Here is a 14,449-nt window from a genome sequence, read left to right as displayed (position 1 = left end):
GCCGCGAGCGATTGCGGCGATGAACGGCGGCTCCTGCTCCCAATGTCGATAAGATTACTATACTTACCCTCGAACACGCGGAACGTGTTTTCAAATCAACCGTCTTTTACAGCATGGATTTGCGCCATTTGGGGCTTTGCCGGGAATTTTGGGTCGCAGCCCGCGGATCGGCGAACATGACTCCCGACAACTCGGGCGCCGCCCTGCGCCCGATATCAGGACGCCGCCTTGCCGCTCTGCGACCGGGCGGCCTTGGCGGCCACCGGCACGCCGCTTGACCGCAGCATCCAGCGGTGGCCGTCGCTGCGGAAGTCGGTGAGGCTCAACGGCTCGACATCGATCCTGCGGCAGGCCGCAAGCGGCGCGCCGAGCACCAAATCAGGCCTCTTCCGTAGCGAGGGTTGGCAGGACCAACTCTTCAGCACCTTTGGGGCGCCGTTTGCGTTTGTGCACGGTCCGACACGGGCCGGTCACCGCGCCCGCATCAGCCGTTGGTTTTTTTCTAACAAGTGCTTTTTCCTTGGAACGATTTAACTCTACAAGAATGATAGAATTAGCTGACTATGAACAGGCATCCGGTTTTTCTCATTTTTCATGGAGCCTTTCATGTCCAGCATTTCGCGACGCATTGTCCTCCTGTCGTCGGCAGCTTTGGCGGGTGCGGCCTTCCTCGGCCCGGCCCAGGCGCAGGACCTCAACATCACCATTGGCTACCAAACGGTGGTCGAACCTTCGAAAGTAGCACAGGCCGACGGCGCCTATGAAAAGGCGACCAAGGCAACGATCGACTGGCGTAAGTTCGATTCCGGTGCCGATGTCATCGCCGCCGTCGCATCCGGTTCGGTCGATATCGGCTATGTCGGCTCGAGTCCGCTGGCCGCGGCCGCCAGCCGCGAACTGCCGATCCAGACCATCTTTGTCGTCGGCCTGATCGGCCAGTCCGAAGCGCTGGTCGCCCGCAATGGATCCGGCATCGAGAAGATCGCCGACCTCGCCGGCAAGAAGGTGGCGGTGCCGTTCGTGTCGACCACGCATTACAGCCTGCTTGCCGCGCTGAAGCACGAAAACGTCGACCCGAAGTCGGTCGAAATCCTTAATCTCAGGCCACCGGAAATAGCCGCCGCGTTCGCTCGCGGCGACATAGACGCGGCCTATGTCTGGGATCCGGCGCTCGGCCAGATCAAGACGACAGGCAAGGTGGTGCTGGATTCCTCGCAGGTTGCCGCCTGGGGCGCGCCGACCTTCGACGCCTGGATCGTGCGCACCGACTTCGCCGAAAAGAACCCGGACGCCGTGCGCGATTTCGTCAAGGTGACCGGCGAATCCTATGCCCAGTTCCTGGCCAAGCCCGAGGCATGGTCGGTTTCGTCGCCGGAAGCGGCCAAGATCGCCAAGATCACCGGTGCCAAACTGGAAGAGGTGCCGCAGCTCCTCAAGGGTTACGTCTTCCCGACATTGGAAGAGCAGGCTTCCGACAAATTCCTCGGCGGCGGCACGGTCAAGGCGATCGAGGCAGCTTCGGCCTTCCTCAAGGAGCAGGGCAAGATCGACGCCGTGCTGCCCGACTATTCGAAATACGTGTCGTCGAAATACGTGACCGAGGCTCTGGCCTCGAACTGATCTTCTGTTTTACGCAATTCCGGACGGAAAACCGCTTCACACTTTTCCTGGAATTGCTCTGAACACGCGCGGGTTCCCCTTCCCTGACGCCGCGTGCTGCCTGTCCCGGATCCGCTTAACGAGGGCCGGGGCAGGCTGATTTTCTTCCGGAGCCCCTTTCATGCCGCATCTCGTACTCGACCCGCATCTCGTACTCGACAAGGTCTCGGTTCACTATGACGGCCAGGCAGCGCCGGCGGTCGACCGAGTTTCCATCGATGTCGCCAAGGGCGATTTCGTCGTGCTGGTCGGCCGCTCCGGCTGCGGCAAGACCTCGCTGCTCAATGTCGCCGCCGGCCTGGTCGAACCCGCGCGCGGGGTCGCCACGATCGACGGCAGGCCGATCACCGGCCCAGGCTCCGACCGGGCGGTCGTGTTCCAGAACGATGCGCTGTTTCCCTGGCTGACGGCCCGTGAAAACGTCGCCTTTGCGCTCAGGCTGCGCGGCGTGCCGCAAGCCGAGCGCGCGCGCCGCGCCGACCAGTTGCTGGCGCTGGTCAAGCTTGACGGCGTCGGCGACAAACGCATCTGGGAATTGTCCGGCGGCATGCGCCAGCGCGTCGGACTCGCCCGTGCACTCGCCGCCGAACCGGAATTCCTGCTGCTCGACGAACCGCTCGGCGCACTCGATGCGCTGACGCGCGAGCGCATGCAGACGACGCTGCTCGACCTGTGGACCGCAAGCCGGGTCGGCGTGCTGATGGTCACGCACGGCATCGAGGAGGCGCTGGTGCTGGCCACAAGCATCGTCGTTTTGGCGCCCGGACCGGGCCGCGTGGTGCGGACATTCGAGACCGGTTTCAGCCGCCGCTATGCCGCAGGCGAGCCGATCCGCGCCATCAAGGCCGATCCAGTCTTTGCCGCGGCGCGCGGCGAGCTGACCGATGCGATCTTCGAAGGAGAGGCGGCATGAGCGTCACCTCCTACAGCGAGCGGCCGGCCACCGGGACCGGCGAGGCCGATGCCATTTCGGTGCCGTGGTCGCGGCCGGTGCGGAAGCGGCGCGGGGTTTCCTCGCGGGCGATCAGCGCCGTCACCATCCTGGTCGTGCTGGCGGCATGGGCGCTGTCTGCGCGCCTGCAACTGGTGTCGCCGGTGTTCCTGCCGTCGCCCGCCGCCGTGTGGACCAAGTTCATCGTGGTGATCAAGGACGGCTTCGTCGACGCGACTTTGCTCCAGCATATCGTCGCCAGCCTCGGTCGCGTGTTCGCGGCGCTGCTCGCGGCCATCGTCATCGGCGTTCCGGTTGGGCTGGCTATCGGCATTTGGACGGTCGGGCGCGGCATCTTCGATCCCTTGCTCGAATTTTTGCGGCCGATCCCGCCGCTCGCCTATCTGCCGCTGGTCATCATCTGGTTCGGTATCGGCGAACCGTCAAAGATCCTGGTGATCGCCATTGCCATGCTGGCGCCGGTGGCGCTGTCGACGGCCTCGGGCGTGCGCGGTGTCTCAAAGGAGCGCATCGATGCGGCCCGTTCGCTTGGTGCGACGCAGCGCCAAGTGGTGCGCCATGTCATCCTGCCCAGCGCGCTGCCGTCGATCCTCACCGGCCTGCGCATCGCGCTCGGCGCCGGCTGGTCGACGCTGGTTGCAGCCGAGCTGGTGGCGGCAACGCGCGGCCTCGGCTTCATGATCCAGTCGGCCGCCCAGTTCCTGGTCACCGATGTCGTGGTGATGGGAATAGTGGTGATCGCGACAATAGCCTTCGTGCTGGAATTCATCATCCGCCGGATCGAGCGTCAGCTGGTTCCGTGGGCGGGAAAGGAATGACAACAAGTTTCTGCGGGTTTGACCGGCTGCTTCCCTTCGCAGCACGGCGACCGCCGACCCCGGAACAGAAGGAGTGATGTCATGACCCAGTCCACCGCGGTGCTGTTCGCCCATCTCGGCAACTGGCTGCTCGCCTGGCGGGAGAACTCGTCGTCGCAGCCGCAGCCGAAATCGCCGGCCCCCGTGCAACTCGACGCCGAACGCGACCGCCTGCCGCCACGCGACGAGGGATTTTACTGGGCCTGGCAGTATTGGTCGCAGTGAGGTGATGGTGATTAGCGCCAGCCTTCGCGATTTCGTCATCCTAGGGCGAAGCAAGGAGCGAAGCGACGCGGCGCAGACCCTAGGATCCATGCCGAGACGCTGATGCTACGCTCCAGGGGAGCAACAAACCGGGCGCCTACCACCCGGTTCCGCCAAACAGCTCAAACCACTCCGGATTGGCCTTCTCTATCAGTTCGATCTTCCACTGTCTCGGCCATCGCTTCAGCGACTTCTCGCGTTGAATGGCATCGGTGATGTCGAAGAATTCCTCATACCAGACCAGCCGTTGAACACCGTAGCGGCTGGTGAAGCCTGCGCCCTGGCCGGATTTGTGTTCAGGCATGCGGCGGGCGAGATCGTTGGTGACGCCGATGTAGATCGTGCCGCGTTTTTGGCTTGCAGTCATGTAGACGTAGCCGGTCATGGTTTCAGGGTATCGAGCCTCGGTTCGCGCACAAGCGACATTCTGATCCGTTCCACTCTACGGCAAACGTCACGGCATGGATCCTAGGGTCTGCGCCGCTTCGCTTCGCTCCTTGCTTCGCCCTAGGATGACGAGCGCTGGGTTCTGAAGAAAATATTTCCACGTCAAGCAGCCANATCAGCGTCTCGGCATGGATCCTAGGGTCTGCGCCGCGTCGCTTCGCTCCTTGCTTCGCCCTAGGATGACGAGCGCTGGGTTCTGAAGAAAATATTTCCACGTCAAGCAGCCAACTCGCAAAATCGTTTCTCTACTAAATTTATAGACCTACCTAGCCTTGTCTCTCATCCACGGCAGGGAGCCCTTCCCGGCGCCGGTTCGCAGCGAAGGAAGAGGGATCATGTTCAGCCTGACCAGACGCGTTTTCGGCCTTGGCCTTTTGGCGGCGGGCATTGCTGCCTCGCTCAGTGCCTCGGCGCAGGAGTTGAAGCAGCTCAACATCGGCTATCAGAAGACCGGCCTGCCGGTCATCGCCCGGCAGCAGCAGGTGATCGAGAAGGCGCTGAGCGACAAGGGTGTCGCGGTGAAATGGGTCGAATTCACCGCCGGCCCGCCGCTGGTCGAGGCGCTCAATGTCGGCGCCATCGATGTCGGCTGGACCGGCGACGCACCGCCAATCTTCGGCCAGTCGGCCGGCGCCAACATCGTCTATGCGGCGGCACTGCCGGCCAATGGCGACGGCGAAGCGATCTTCGTCAAGCCGGCATCGCCGATCCAGTCGCTCGCCGACCTCAAGGGAAAGCGCATCGGCGTCGGCAAAGGCACCAGCGCGCACAATCTGCTGGTCGCGGCACTCGAAAAAGCAAACATCCCCTTCGACCAGATCACCCCGGTCTATCTCAGCCCGGCCGATGCTGCGGCGGCTTTCGCCAGCGACCAGATCGATGCCTGGGCGGTCTGGGATCCGTTCTACGCCATCGCCGAGACACGCTACCAGCCGCGCGTGCTGGCGCGCTCCAGCGAGGTGCTGAAGGTGAACACCTATTTCCTCGCCAACAAGGATTTCGCCAAGGCGCATCCGGAGACGATCGCCACGACGATATCGGCGCTCGGCGTGGCGGCGAAATGGGCGGACGCGAACCGCGACAAGGTTGCCGCGGCGCTGCATGAGGTGACCGGCGTGCCGCTCGATGCACAGACGATCGCGGCCAACCGCACCAAATTCGGCATCTTCCCGATCACCGACGAGATCATCGCCGGCCAGCAGGCGACAGCCGATCGCTTCTACAAGCTCAAGCTGATCCCGAACGCGGTGCGCATCTCCGACGCCGTGTGGACCGCACCGGGCAATTGAACTTTCTTGTGTGGCGCCGGGCGGAAAACGCCCGGCGCCTTTGCCGTTTCAAGCTTCAGGGATTTCGCCATGACCGCTTCATCAAGCCCGCAAGCCGGCCCGCTCGATTTCTTCTGGTTCATCCCGACGCATGGCGACGGCTCCTATCTCGGCTCCGAACAGCAGCAGCGGCCGCCGGAGTTCGCTTACTTCAAGGAGGTCGCACAGGCCGTCGACCGGCTCGGCTTTCCCGGCGTGCTTTTGCCGACCGGGCAGAATTGCGAGGATTCCTGGATCACCGCCTCCGGCCTTGCAGCGCTGACGGAAAAGCTCAAATTCCTGGTGGCGCTACGGCCCGGCGTGACGTTGCCCACCTTCGCGGCGCGCCAGACGGCGGCGCTCGACCGGCTGAGCAATGGCCGCCTGCTGCTCAATGTCGTGGTCGGCGGCAACCCGACCGAGCTTGCCGGCGATGGCGTGTTCCTGCCGCATGATGAGCGCTATGCGCAGGCGCAAGAGTTCCTGACCATCTGGCGCGCGCTGGTGTCGGGCGAGAGCGTCAACTTCAACGGCAAATATTACCGCGTCGACAATGGCCGCCTTGACCTTCTGCCGCAACAGGAGCGGCCGCCGCTCTATTTCGGCGGCTCGTCCGATGCCGGCCAGGAGCTCGCCGCCGATCTCGTCGATATGTACCTGACCTGGGGCGAGCCGCCGGCGCAGGTGGCGGAAAAACTCAGCGCGGCGCGCAAAAAGGCTGAACGGCGCGGCCGCAAACTGCGTTTCGGCATCAGGCTTCATTTCATCGTGCGCGAGACCGAGGAAGAGGCCTGGCGCGCCGCCGACCGGCTGATCAGCCACGTCACCGATGCCCAGATCGAAAATGCCCAGGCCCGCTTCACCAAGGAGATGGACTCTGTGGGACAACGGCGCATGGCCGAACTGCATGGCGGCCGCCGCGACAGGCTGGTGGTTTCGCCCAATCTGTGGGCCGGCGTCGGCCTGGTGCGCGGCGGCGCCGGCACCGCGCTGGTCGGCTCGCCGGAGCAGATCGTCGAGCGCATCCGCGAATATCAGGCGATCGGCATCGACACCATCATCGGCTCTGGCTACCCGCATCTCGAGGAAGCCTACCGCGTCGCCGAGCTTCTGTTCCCGCGTCTCGGCCTGGGCACCAGGCGGGCACGGGCGCATGAGAACATCGCCAATGAATTCGCCGTCGGCTTCCACGGCGCCAACCGCCTTCAGGCGTCGTCATGAGCCTGGCTCAACGGGCCAAACAGAACGGCATCGGCTGGCTGCTGCCGGCGTTGGTCATAATTGGCTGGGAAGCCGCCAGCCGCGCCGGCGTGATGCCGGCCAATGTGCTGCCGGCGCCGAGCGCGGTGGCCGAGGCCTTCTGGCGGCTGACGCTATCGGGCGAGCTGATACAGAACATCGGCGTCAGCACGCTGCGCGCGCTGGCCGGCTTTGCCATCGGCGGCTCGATCGGCTTTGCACTCGGCCTTGCCAACGGGCTGTCGGCGCTCAGCCGCGGCCTGACCGACACGACGCTGCAGATGATCCGCAACATCCCGCATCTGGCGCTGATCCCGCTGGTCATCCTGTGGTTCGGCATCGACGAGGAAGCAAAACTGTTCCTGGTGGCGCTCGGCGTGTTCTTCCCGATCTACGTCAACACGCTGCTCGGCATCCAGAGCGTCGACCCGCAGCTGGTCGAGATGGGCAGGGTCTACGGCATGGACCGCCGCGCGTTGTTTTTTCAGGTGATCCTGCCCGGCGCGCTGCCGGCGATCTTCGTCGGCCTGCGCTATGCGCTGGGCATCATGTGGCTGACGCTGATCGTTGCCGAAACCATCTCGGCCAGTTCCGGCCTCGGCTACATGGCCATGCAGGCACGCGAATTCCTGCTGATCGATGTGGTCGTGCTGTCGATCCTGATCTATGCGCTGCTCGGCAAGCTTGCCGACAGCTTCGCCCGCCTGCTCGAGCGGCTGTCGCTCGGCTGGCATCCCGCCTTCCAGAACGCCTGAGGGTTCGATGCCAACCGCCAGCCTGACCGCCATCCGTTCCTTCGTCGCCGCGCCGGAACCGTCACGGCCGGAGGAGGCCGTCGAAAGGCAGCGCGCCTTTGCCTTCAAGGGCGTGGAAAAGCGCTTTGGCGACAAGGTCGTGCTCGACGGCATCGATCTCGATGTGCCCGTCGGACAGTTTGTGGCCGTCATCGGCAAGAGCGGCTGCGGCAAGAGTACGCTGTTGCGGCTGCTGGCCGGGCTCGATCGGCCAACCGCTGGATCCCTTACATTCGGGCCGGAGGCGAAGGCCGGCGCCGGCGAAGAGAGCCGCTTCATGTTCCAGGAGCCGCGGCTGTTGCCCTGGGCCAGCGTGGTGAAAAACGTCGAGGTCGGGCTGACCGGGCTTGCCACCGGTGCGGAAGCCAGGCGGCGCGCGCTCGCCATCCTGGGTGAAGTCGGCCTCGCCGACCGCGCCGACGAATGGCCCTCGGTGCTGTCGGGCGGCCAGAAGCAGCGCGTGGCGCTGGCGCGTGCACTGATCGGACAGCCAAAGATTCTGGCGCTCGACGAGCCGCTCGGCGCACTCGATGCGCTGACCCGCATCGAAATGCAGCAGCTTCTGGGACGCATCTGGCTGGAGCAAAAATTCACCGCCGTGCTGGTCACGCATGACGTCGCCGAGGCGGTTGCGCTCGCCGACCGGGTGGTGGTGATCGACGAGGGCCGCATCGCGCTCGATCTCGACGTGTCGGTGGCGCGGCCGCGCCGGCGCGGTTCGGTCGAGCTTGCCAGGCTGGAGGGCAGGATTCTGGATCAGCTGTTCGGGTAGTGCTGTCGCGGGCAGGGCATTCTATCCGAACCGGATAGATAGGTAACAGAATGGACCGGCAATATGGGGTGGCTGTTTTCTTGCTCGCCGGGTTGGCCCTGTTTGCGACTGCGGGTTTGACCAGCGCCTTCCCCCACTCCGTCACCGCTTCGCGGCGCCACCTCTCCCCCCTCCGGAGGGAGAGGAAGGGAGCCAGGCCGCATAAGTTCGCGCCCCTGCAAGGCTCGCGCCTTTCCTCTCCCCCGTCGATCGGGGGAGAGGTGTCGAGCGAAGCTCGACGGAGTGGGGGTCGATCTGTGGCGGTCGACTTTCGTCGCAACTCACCCCGGCGAACGGCTCGCCCATACCAGCCCGGCGAAACCGACCAGCATGGTCACGATGCCGATATAGAGCCATTGCGACTGGCCGGTCATGAAGCTGCCGCCGACCACGCCAATGCCTTGCAGCGACCACAGCGCGCCGATGGCCAGTACGATCAGAGCCAGCAGATATTTGAGCAGTCTCATCGTTGGAATTTCTTTTCAAAGTCGATGGTCAACTGCGCCATGACCGTGATGACAGAGCGAAAGGACGGCGCCCAATCGCGCTCTCTTCTACTTGTAATATAACGTCCTGCCTTGCTCACGGAATCTGTGAAACAGCTCGCAATATCGCCGGCGATACGGCCGCGCCACACGAAAGATGCCTGACAAACTGTTTCCCAGCGACTCCAAACGTGTGCCGGTGCCACGGAACTGCCCGATGCTTGCCGCATTTCCCGCCTTATTCGGCACTTAACGGCTGGGGTCTGTCGAAAACGGAGCCAATCCCCCCAACATGAAGAAAACAAACCAGACCGCGCTTGTCGCGGTAACGATCGCGGCTGGCCTAATGGTCGGTGCATCCGCCTCCTCCGCCGCTGGCCAGTGCGGCCGCGCCTCCTGGTACGCACTGCATTCCAGGACCGCCAATGGCGAACGCATGAACCCGTCGGCGCTGACCGCCGCGCACCGCAGCCTGCCTTTCGGCACCAAGTTGAAAGTGACCAACCAGAATAATGGCCGCAGCGTCATCGTGCGCATCAACGACCGCGGCCCGTTCATCAAAGGGCGCGTGCTCGATCTGTCCAAGGGCGCCGCCGGCCAACTCGGCTTCATCGGCTCCGGCCATACCTCGGTGTGCATGGCGCGCGTCTAGATCTGTCCAAGTCCGGCCCGATCGGCCGGACACATCCTGCCCCGTTGTCCAACAGCCTTGCATTTTGCAGTGCACATTGAGCCGGCTGCACCCGCCCAACGCGGTTTCTCAAGGCCTTGGACGAAAGATTGGCATATGTCACGCCACGTGACGTATTGCATCGCAGCAATATCTTGTTAACCTCCGCGCGAGACATTCAAGGCTCGGCGCTGTCCGTCGTCCCTTCGGTCACGGCAGCTGCGGAGTACCTGATGTTCTACCAGCTCTATGAAATGAACCATGCCGCCCTGCAGCCCGCGCGGCTTTATGCCGATGCGGTGCGGCTGTTCTACACCAACCCGCTCAACCCGTTTTCGCATACGCCGTGGGGCCGCTCGGTCGCCGCCACCGCCGAACTGTTCGAGCGCACGACGCGCCGCTACAGCAAGCCGCATTTCGGCCTGAGCAAGACCGTGGTCGACTGGAAGAGCGTCGAGGTCAGCGAAAAGACGGTGTGGTCGAAGCCGTTCTGCAATCTTACCCGCTTCGAGCGGTCGGTGCCCGCCGGGCGAAAGGCCGACCCCAAGCTTCTCATCGTGGCGCCGATGTCGGGCCATTATGCGACGCTGCTGCGCGGCACGGTCGAGGCGATGCTTCCCGATGCCGACGTGCACATCACCAACTGGGTCGATGCCCGGATGGTGCCGGTGACCGACGGCCATTTCGACCTCGACGATTATATCGACTACATCATCGACATGCTGCATGCGCTGGGGCCGGACACCCATGTGATGGCGGTGTGCCAGCCTTCGGTGCCGGTGCTGGCGGCGGTGGCGCTGATGGAAAAGCGCGGCGATCCCTTCGTGCCCTCGACCATGACGTTGATGGGCGGGCCGATCGACACCCGCCGCAATCCGACCGCGGTCAATCTTCTGGCCAAGGAAAAGGGCATCGACTGGTTCCGCGACAACGTCATCATGCACGCGCCCTGGCCGGTGCCGGGCTTCGGCCGCGAAGTCTATCCGGGCTTCCTGCAGTTGTCGGGCTTCATGAGCATGAACCTCGACCGGCACATCACCGCCCACAAGGACTTCTTCATGCACCTGGTCAAGCATGACGGCGACAATGCCGAGAAGCACCGCGATTTCTACGACGAATATCTGGCGGTGATGGACCTGACGGCGGAATTCTATCTGCAGACCGTCGACACGGTGTTCGTGCGCCATGCGCTGCCCAAGGGCGAGATGACGCATCGCGGCGAGGTTGTCGACACCAAGGCGATCCGCAATGTCGCGCTGTTCACGGTCGAAGGCGAGAACGACGACATTTCCGGTCTCGGCCAGACCCAGGCCGCCCACGATCTCTGCCCCAACATCCCGGCTGACCGGCATGCGCATTACATGCAGCCGGCCGTCGGCCATTACGGCGTCTTCAACGGGTCGCGATTCCGCTCGGAAATCGTGCCGCGCATCGTCGATTTCATCACAAGCTACGGCCGCCAAACACGCGTAGCGGTGAAACCCAAGCTGGTCCGCTCCGCCAAAGGCTGAGGCTCGATCCGGCTGCAGCGTGCATTGCCCGCAAAAGCGGGGCGATTTTGCGCGCCACAGGCGTTCTGTTGCACAATAGACGCTGTTGGGCGGGCGCGGGTAACCATGCCGAAGAATCTGGCTCCCCCGATAATTGACACGGGGTGTAAATCCCCTTTAACCTTTCGTTAAGAACAAGGGCGAACGGGGACAATGACTTCCTCACCGATGGCACGGACGCTGCGCTTGTGGGCGGCAGCAGGGCTGGCGATCTCTGCGTGCTGGGCAGTGCCGGCACTTGCAGGCGGCGCCATGGCGACGGGCGGCATGACCTCGCAGCCGATCGGCCACTATGATTTCTGTAAAACCCAGCCCGGCGAATGCTCGATCCGGCCGAGCAACCTCAACCCCGCCGCGATGACCGACGCCTTCATGCGCAAGCTGATCAACGTGACGTCAAGGGTCAACGCCGCCGTCAAGCCGATGAGCGACTACGACATCTATGGCAAGGACGAGGTCTGGGCCTATCCCGACAAGGGCGTCGGCGATTGCGAAGACTATGTGCTGGAAAAGCGCCGCCTGCTCTCGCGCTCTGGCGTGTCGCTGGCCGATCTCTTGATCACCGTCGTGCGCAAGCCGGACGGCGAAGGCCATGCCGTGCTGACCGTGCGCACCGACAGGGGCGACTACGTCCTCGACAATCTGACCGACAAGGTGAAGATCTGGGACGCCACCGGCTATCGCTTCCTCAAGCGGCAGGCCATCGACAACACCGGCCGCTGGGTCTCGATCCGCGGCGGCCAGCAGGTACTGGTCGGCGCGGTTCAGTAAGGACACGACGCTTTCGAACGAGCGGGATATCGGCCCGCGCGCCATCTTCAGGATGAGTCAGCGCTGCCCTCATCAACGCTGCGGAATAGGTGCCGGCGCAGCGGCTATCTCCCTTCCCCCGTCACTACGGGGAGAAGGTGCCGGCAGGCGGATGAGGGCAGCGCTGCCCTCGAAATCTTATCTCTCGAAACGCCTCCTCAAAAAATTTCGCTACCTGCGTGAACCAAACCGTCTCCAGCGGCGACACACAGCCGTAAACAGAAACCCAACCATGGAGACTTCAAATGACTGCTTTCCTGCGTAATGCTTTCCTCGCCGCCATCGCGGTATCGTCCCTGGCCGGATCCGCTATGGCCGACCAGACCGGCTGCGCCAAGAACAACCAGTGGGGCAATCGCTGTTGCGATCTCACCTCGGACTGCCTGGGTGGCGGTCGCGGCGGCGATCATGACAGCACTGGCGGCCGTGGCGGCCAGGCCGGCGCGAAGTAATCTCGCTATATGCCCGCTGACTAACGGCCGGCGGGCATCGCCTTCAGGATGAAATGCCGGCGCTATTGATGAGCATTCGTGGCCTTGGCGCCGCCCTACTTACGCCGCTCCAGTGCCGCCCGGATCGAGCCGGTGATGCGGGCAAGCTCGGCTTCGTCCAGCTTCTCGATGTTTTCGGCCAACAGATTGGCCAACTCGGTGGCAGCAGGACTGAGGCCGGACGTATCGAGTCTCACCCGCGGATGTGAGGCCTCGGCCAGACGCGCCAGCTCTTCGGCATCGTCCCAGATGACGTTGAAATAGCCGATGATCTTCTGGATCAGCGTCCAGGTCGGCGCGCCGCGGCGGCCATGTTCCAGCGCCGACAGATAGGCGGCGCTGACTCCGATCGCCTGCGCCATGTCCTTCTGGCGCAAGCCGCGCTCGGCTCGAAGCGCCCGCAGTTTTTCGCCGAACGGCGTCATCAGCGGGTTCGCCTGAGCCGAACGTAGAGCGCGCCCGAACCGCCGTGGTTGCGGGCGGCGTGATCGTGGCTGGAGACCAGCGGCCGGAAGGCAGGCGTCGACAACCAGGCAGGCACGGCGCGCCGCAAGACGCCGTCGCCGCCCGACGACGACCCTTTTCCCGTAATGACTAGGACATAGCGGACCCCGCCGGCATGGGCCCGGTGCAGGAACGAAAACAGCAGCGAATAGGCCTCGTCCTGGGTCATGCCATGCAGATCGACGCGGCCTTCGATCGGCAGCCGGCCCTTCTTCAGCTTGTCCAATGTCGGCTCGTCCAGCGCGTGCGATACATGCTGCGCCTTCGGCTTGGCGGCGAGGACCGGACCGACAGCGACCGGCGTCTGTGCCGGCTTGGGGTCGACGACAATGTCGGGAATCTCGACCGCAGTCCGGCCCTTCAACGGTCGGGCGGTGCGCGCCACCAGGTTCCACAGCACCCGGTCGTCTTCATTGAGTTTATCGGGGCGCTTGTTCATCGATTCGATTCCGAAACGAGAGCGCGTGGAACCAAGGCATAGAAATCGGCCGCATTGCGAACGACGCCGGCGATCTCGCCGGCCGCATCGCCGGAGCCGGCGAACAGATCGCCCCGCGCCGGCCCGGTGATGGCCGAACCGGTGTCCTGCGCAATCATCAGCCGCCGGAACGGTTTTCCATCGAAGGCGGTCAGCGACGGAGCGTCGATGTAGAAGGGCGTGCCGAACGTATGCAGCAGCCGGTCGACGGCGAGCGAGCGGCCGGGCGTCAACGGCACCTTGGCGGCGGCGATAGGACCGAGTGCGGCATCGTCGACATCGGCTTCGCGAAAGAAGATGTAGGAGCGGTTCTGCCAGAGGATCTCGTCGACGCGATCCGGATGCGCCCTGAACCAGGCGCGGATAGACTGCATCGTCACTTTTTCCAGTCGGATTTCGCCGAGTTCGGCGAGAATCTTCCCCGGACCGCTGAAACGTTGGCCGGATTTGGCGGCGTAGGTGACGCGGCAAAGCCGGCCGTCGGTCATCTTCAGCCTGGCCGCACCTTGCACATGGATGAAGAAGACGTCGACCTTGTCGGCAAGCCAGGCGATTTCCAGGCCTTGGCCGGCCAGCGCGCCTCTCTCGATCTCACTGCGGTCGAAATACTCCACCAGGTCCTGCGGCGTGTCGCGGGCGAAGGCGAGATAGTCGTCCATCCCTCGAGGACGGTTGGCATCATCGATGTCGACGAGATCGGAAGGCCGCGCCAGCAGCGGCACCGTGAATTCATCTGTGCGCACTGGTGAGGCCTCGGCCTCGGGCTCGTAGAAGCCGGTGACCAGGCCGAGGTTTTCGGATCGAATCTGGACCGGGGCGAAATGGCGCTCGAAAAAAGCCTTGGCCGCCGACCGATTCGCCGGCGAAACGGTGCGCGCCTCGTCATAGGCGCCGGCAAACGCGTTGAACCGGACGCCCAACGAACCGGTGCGGTAGGGCTTGTTCAGGACATGAAAGGCCGAACGGCGGAAGGCTTCGAAAGCGGGCAGATGGTCATCGGAATTCCAACCGGGAAGATCATCGAAAGACTTTTCCACGAAAAGCGGCGAGAGCGACACCTCAGCCTCGCCACTGCCGATGTTTGCCTGCATGTCGCTATCCCAAAAAAGGCTGCCCGCACCGGGCGACATG

The 14,449-nt window shown here is 63.8% G+C and carries 18 protein-coding genes; 12 read left to right on the top strand and 6 right to left on the bottom strand.

The features are described 5' to 3' along the window. Positions 1-215: 215 nt before the first annotated feature. On the bottom strand, positions 216-377 hold the full coding sequence (locus X756_RS1000000168570) for a hypothetical protein (RefSeq protein WP_023706948.1): 162 nt from the start codon (positions 375-377) through the stop codon (positions 216-218). A 229-nt stretch (positions 378-606) separates the two neighbouring features. Between X756_RS1000000168570 and tauA the strand changes: the two genes are divergently transcribed. From tauA to X756_RS160435, 4 genes are all read left to right on the top strand, one after another. Next, a complete protein-coding gene (gene tauA, locus X756_RS160420) occupies positions 607-1,620 on the top strand; it encodes a taurine ABC transporter substrate-binding protein (protein ID WP_023710332.1) in 1,014 nt (337 codons plus the stop codon). A 160-nt stretch (positions 1,621-1,780) separates the two neighbouring features. Further along, complete coding sequence (locus X756_RS160425; RefSeq protein WP_023728732.1) at positions 1,781-2,572, top strand: taurine ABC transporter ATP-binding protein; 792 nt, start codon at positions 1,781-1,783, stop codon at positions 2,570-2,572. Continuing rightward, positions 2,569-3,429 carry an ABC transporter permease subunit gene (locus X756_RS160430; protein ID WP_023687579.1) on the top strand — a complete coding sequence of 287 codons (861 nt, stop codon included), beginning with the start codon at positions 2,569-2,571 and terminating at the stop codon, positions 3,427-3,429. Before X756_RS160425 ends, X756_RS160430 begins: the two co-directional genes overlap by 4 nt. Before the next feature lie 81 nt (positions 3,430-3,510). Then, entirely contained in the window at positions 3,511-3,693 is a 183-nt protein-coding gene (locus tag X756_RS160435; protein WP_023672089.1) for a hypothetical protein, read from the top strand. 136 nt (positions 3,694-3,829) lie between these two features. On the opposite strand, the gene X756_RS160440 is transcribed toward X756_RS160435, so the two are convergent. Next, on the bottom strand, positions 3,830-4,117 hold the full coding sequence (locus X756_RS160440; protein WP_023687581.1) for a GIY-YIG nuclease family protein: 288 nt from the start codon (positions 4,115-4,117) through the stop codon (positions 3,830-3,832). 397 nt (positions 4,118-4,514) lie between these two features. Here X756_RS160440 and X756_RS160445 point away from each other — a divergent pair, with 397 nt between their 5' ends. The 4 genes from X756_RS160445 to X756_RS160460 all read left to right on the top strand — a co-directional run bounded on the left by X756_RS160445 (position 4,515) and on the right by X756_RS160460 (position 8,291). Beyond that, on the top strand, positions 4,515-5,468 hold the full coding sequence (locus X756_RS160445; protein ID WP_023687582.1) for a sulfonate ABC transporter substrate-binding protein: 954 nt from the start codon (positions 4,515-4,517) through the stop codon (positions 5,466-5,468). A gap of 69 nt (positions 5,469-5,537) precedes the next feature. Next, entirely contained in the window at positions 5,538-6,707 is a 1,170-nt protein-coding gene (gene ssuD, locus X756_RS160450) for an FMNH2-dependent alkanesulfonate monooxygenase (protein WP_023728731.1), read from the top strand. Further along, positions 6,704-7,480, top strand: a complete 777-nt coding sequence (locus X756_RS160455) for an ABC transporter permease subunit (RefSeq protein WP_023692926.1) — start codon at positions 6,704-6,706, stop codon at positions 7,478-7,480. Before ssuD ends, X756_RS160455 begins: the two co-directional genes overlap by 4 nt. Before the next feature lie 7 nt (positions 7,481-7,487). Further along, entirely contained in the window at positions 7,488-8,291 is an 804-nt protein-coding gene (locus X756_RS160460) for an ATP-binding cassette domain-containing protein (protein ID WP_023687585.1), read from the top strand. Between the two features lie 320 nt (positions 8,292-8,611). Here X756_RS160460 and X756_RS1000000169250 read toward each other — a convergent pair whose 3' ends face one another. After that, entirely contained in the window at positions 8,612-8,797 is a 186-nt protein-coding gene (locus X756_RS1000000169250) for a hypothetical protein (RefSeq protein WP_023672095.1), read from the bottom strand. A gap of 310 nt (positions 8,798-9,107) precedes the next feature. On the opposite strand from X756_RS1000000169250, the gene X756_RS160470 reads away from it, so the two are divergent. From X756_RS160470 to X756_RS160485, 4 genes are all read left to right on the top strand, one after another. Then, on the top strand, positions 9,108-9,467 hold the full coding sequence (locus X756_RS160470) for a septal ring lytic transglycosylase RlpA family protein (protein WP_023672096.1): 360 nt from the start codon (positions 9,108-9,110) through the stop codon (positions 9,465-9,467). A 251-nt stretch (positions 9,468-9,718) separates the two neighbouring features. Further along, entirely contained in the window at positions 9,719-10,996 is a 1,278-nt protein-coding gene (locus X756_RS160475; RefSeq protein WP_023728730.1) for a polyhydroxyalkanoate depolymerase, read from the top strand. 192 nt (positions 10,997-11,188) lie between these two features. Further along, positions 11,189-11,806: a transglutaminase-like cysteine peptidase gene (locus tag X756_RS160480; protein ID WP_023698094.1), complete on the top strand. Its 618-nt coding sequence runs from the start codon at positions 11,189-11,191 to the stop codon at positions 11,804-11,806. Between the two features lie 284 nt (positions 11,807-12,090). Further along, positions 12,091-12,297: a hypothetical protein gene (locus X756_RS160485; protein WP_023672099.1), complete on the top strand. Its 207-nt coding sequence runs from the start codon at positions 12,091-12,093 to the stop codon at positions 12,295-12,297. A 95-nt stretch (positions 12,298-12,392) separates the two neighbouring features. On the opposite strand, the gene X756_RS160490 is transcribed toward X756_RS160485, so the two are convergent. From X756_RS160490 to X756_RS160500, 3 genes are read right to left on the bottom strand one after another with little or no spacing between them, the layout of a single operon-like run. Next, complete coding sequence (locus X756_RS160490; protein ID WP_023672100.1) at positions 12,393-12,761, bottom strand: helix-turn-helix transcriptional regulator; 369 nt, start codon at positions 12,759-12,761, stop codon at positions 12,393-12,395. After that, positions 12,761-13,279, bottom strand: a complete 519-nt coding sequence (locus X756_RS160495; protein ID WP_023692923.1) for a Smr/MutS family protein — start codon at positions 13,277-13,279, stop codon at positions 12,761-12,763. The genes X756_RS160490 and X756_RS160495 overlap by 1 nt, the downstream gene beginning before the upstream one ends. Then, on the bottom strand, positions 13,276-14,376 hold the full coding sequence (locus X756_RS160500; RefSeq protein ID WP_023728729.1) for a murein transglycosylase A: 1,101 nt from the start codon (positions 14,374-14,376) through the stop codon (positions 13,276-13,278). Before X756_RS160500 ends, X756_RS160495 begins: the two co-directional genes overlap by 4 nt. Positions 14,377-14,449 lie beyond the last annotated feature (73 nt).

The sequence above is a fragment of the Mesorhizobium sp. LNJC405B00 genome, from assembly GCF_000502615.1.
Lineage (GTDB): Bacteria > Pseudomonadota > Alphaproteobacteria > Rhizobiales > Rhizobiaceae > Mesorhizobium.
This window is presented reverse-complemented; position numbering and strand designations above follow the sequence as displayed.

Excerpts from the sequence above, each read along its gene's own strand:
- X756_RS160475 (WP_023728730.1), top strand. The coding sequence starts at position 9,719 with ATGTTCTACCAGCTCTATGAAATGAACCATGCCGCCCTGCAGCCCGCG.
- X756_RS1000000169250 (WP_023672095.1), bottom strand. The coding sequence starts at position 8,797 with ATGAGACTGCTCAAATATCTGCTGGCTCTGATCGTACTGGCCATCGGC.
- X756_RS160430 (WP_023687579.1), top strand. The coding sequence starts at position 2,569 with ATGAGCGTCACCTCCTACAGCGAGCGGCCGGCCACCGGGACCGGCGAG.
- X756_RS160485 (WP_023672099.1), top strand. The coding sequence starts at position 12,091 with ATGACTGCTTTCCTGCGTAATGCTTTCCTCGCCGCCATCGCGGTATCG.
- X756_RS160440 (WP_023687581.1), bottom strand. The coding sequence starts at position 4,117 with ATGACCGGCTACGTCTACATGACTGCAAGCCAAAAACGCGGCACGATC.
- X756_RS160470 (WP_023672096.1), top strand. The coding sequence starts at position 9,108 with ATGAAGAAAACAAACCAGACCGCGCTTGTCGCGGTAACGATCGCGGCT.
- X756_RS160425 (WP_023728732.1), top strand. The coding sequence starts at position 1,781 with ATGCCGCATCTCGTACTCGACCCGCATCTCGTACTCGACAAGGTCTCG.
- ssuD (WP_023728731.1), top strand. The coding sequence starts at position 5,538 with ATGACCGCTTCATCAAGCCCGCAAGCCGGCCCGCTCGATTTCTTCTGG.
- X756_RS160460 (WP_023687585.1), top strand. The coding sequence starts at position 7,488 with ATGCCAACCGCCAGCCTGACCGCCATCCGTTCCTTCGTCGCCGCGCCG.
- X756_RS160435 (WP_023672089.1), top strand. The coding sequence starts at position 3,511 with ATGACCCAGTCCACCGCGGTGCTGTTCGCCCATCTCGGCAACTGGCTG.
- X756_RS160495 (WP_023692923.1), bottom strand. The coding sequence starts at position 13,279 with ATGAACAAGCGCCCCGATAAACTCAATGAAGACGACCGGGTGCTGTGG.
- X756_RS160455 (WP_023692926.1), top strand. The coding sequence starts at position 6,704 with ATGAGCCTGGCTCAACGGGCCAAACAGAACGGCATCGGCTGGCTGCTG.
- tauA (WP_023710332.1), top strand. The coding sequence starts at position 607 with ATGTCCAGCATTTCGCGACGCATTGTCCTCCTGTCGTCGGCAGCTTTG.
- X756_RS160480 (WP_023698094.1), top strand. The coding sequence starts at position 11,189 with ATGACTTCCTCACCGATGGCACGGACGCTGCGCTTGTGGGCGGCAGCA.
- X756_RS160445 (WP_023687582.1), top strand. The coding sequence starts at position 4,515 with ATGTTCAGCCTGACCAGACGCGTTTTCGGCCTTGGCCTTTTGGCGGCG.
- X756_RS160490 (WP_023672100.1), bottom strand. The coding sequence starts at position 12,761 with ATGACGCCGTTCGGCGAAAAACTGCGGGCGCTTCGAGCCGAGCGCGGC.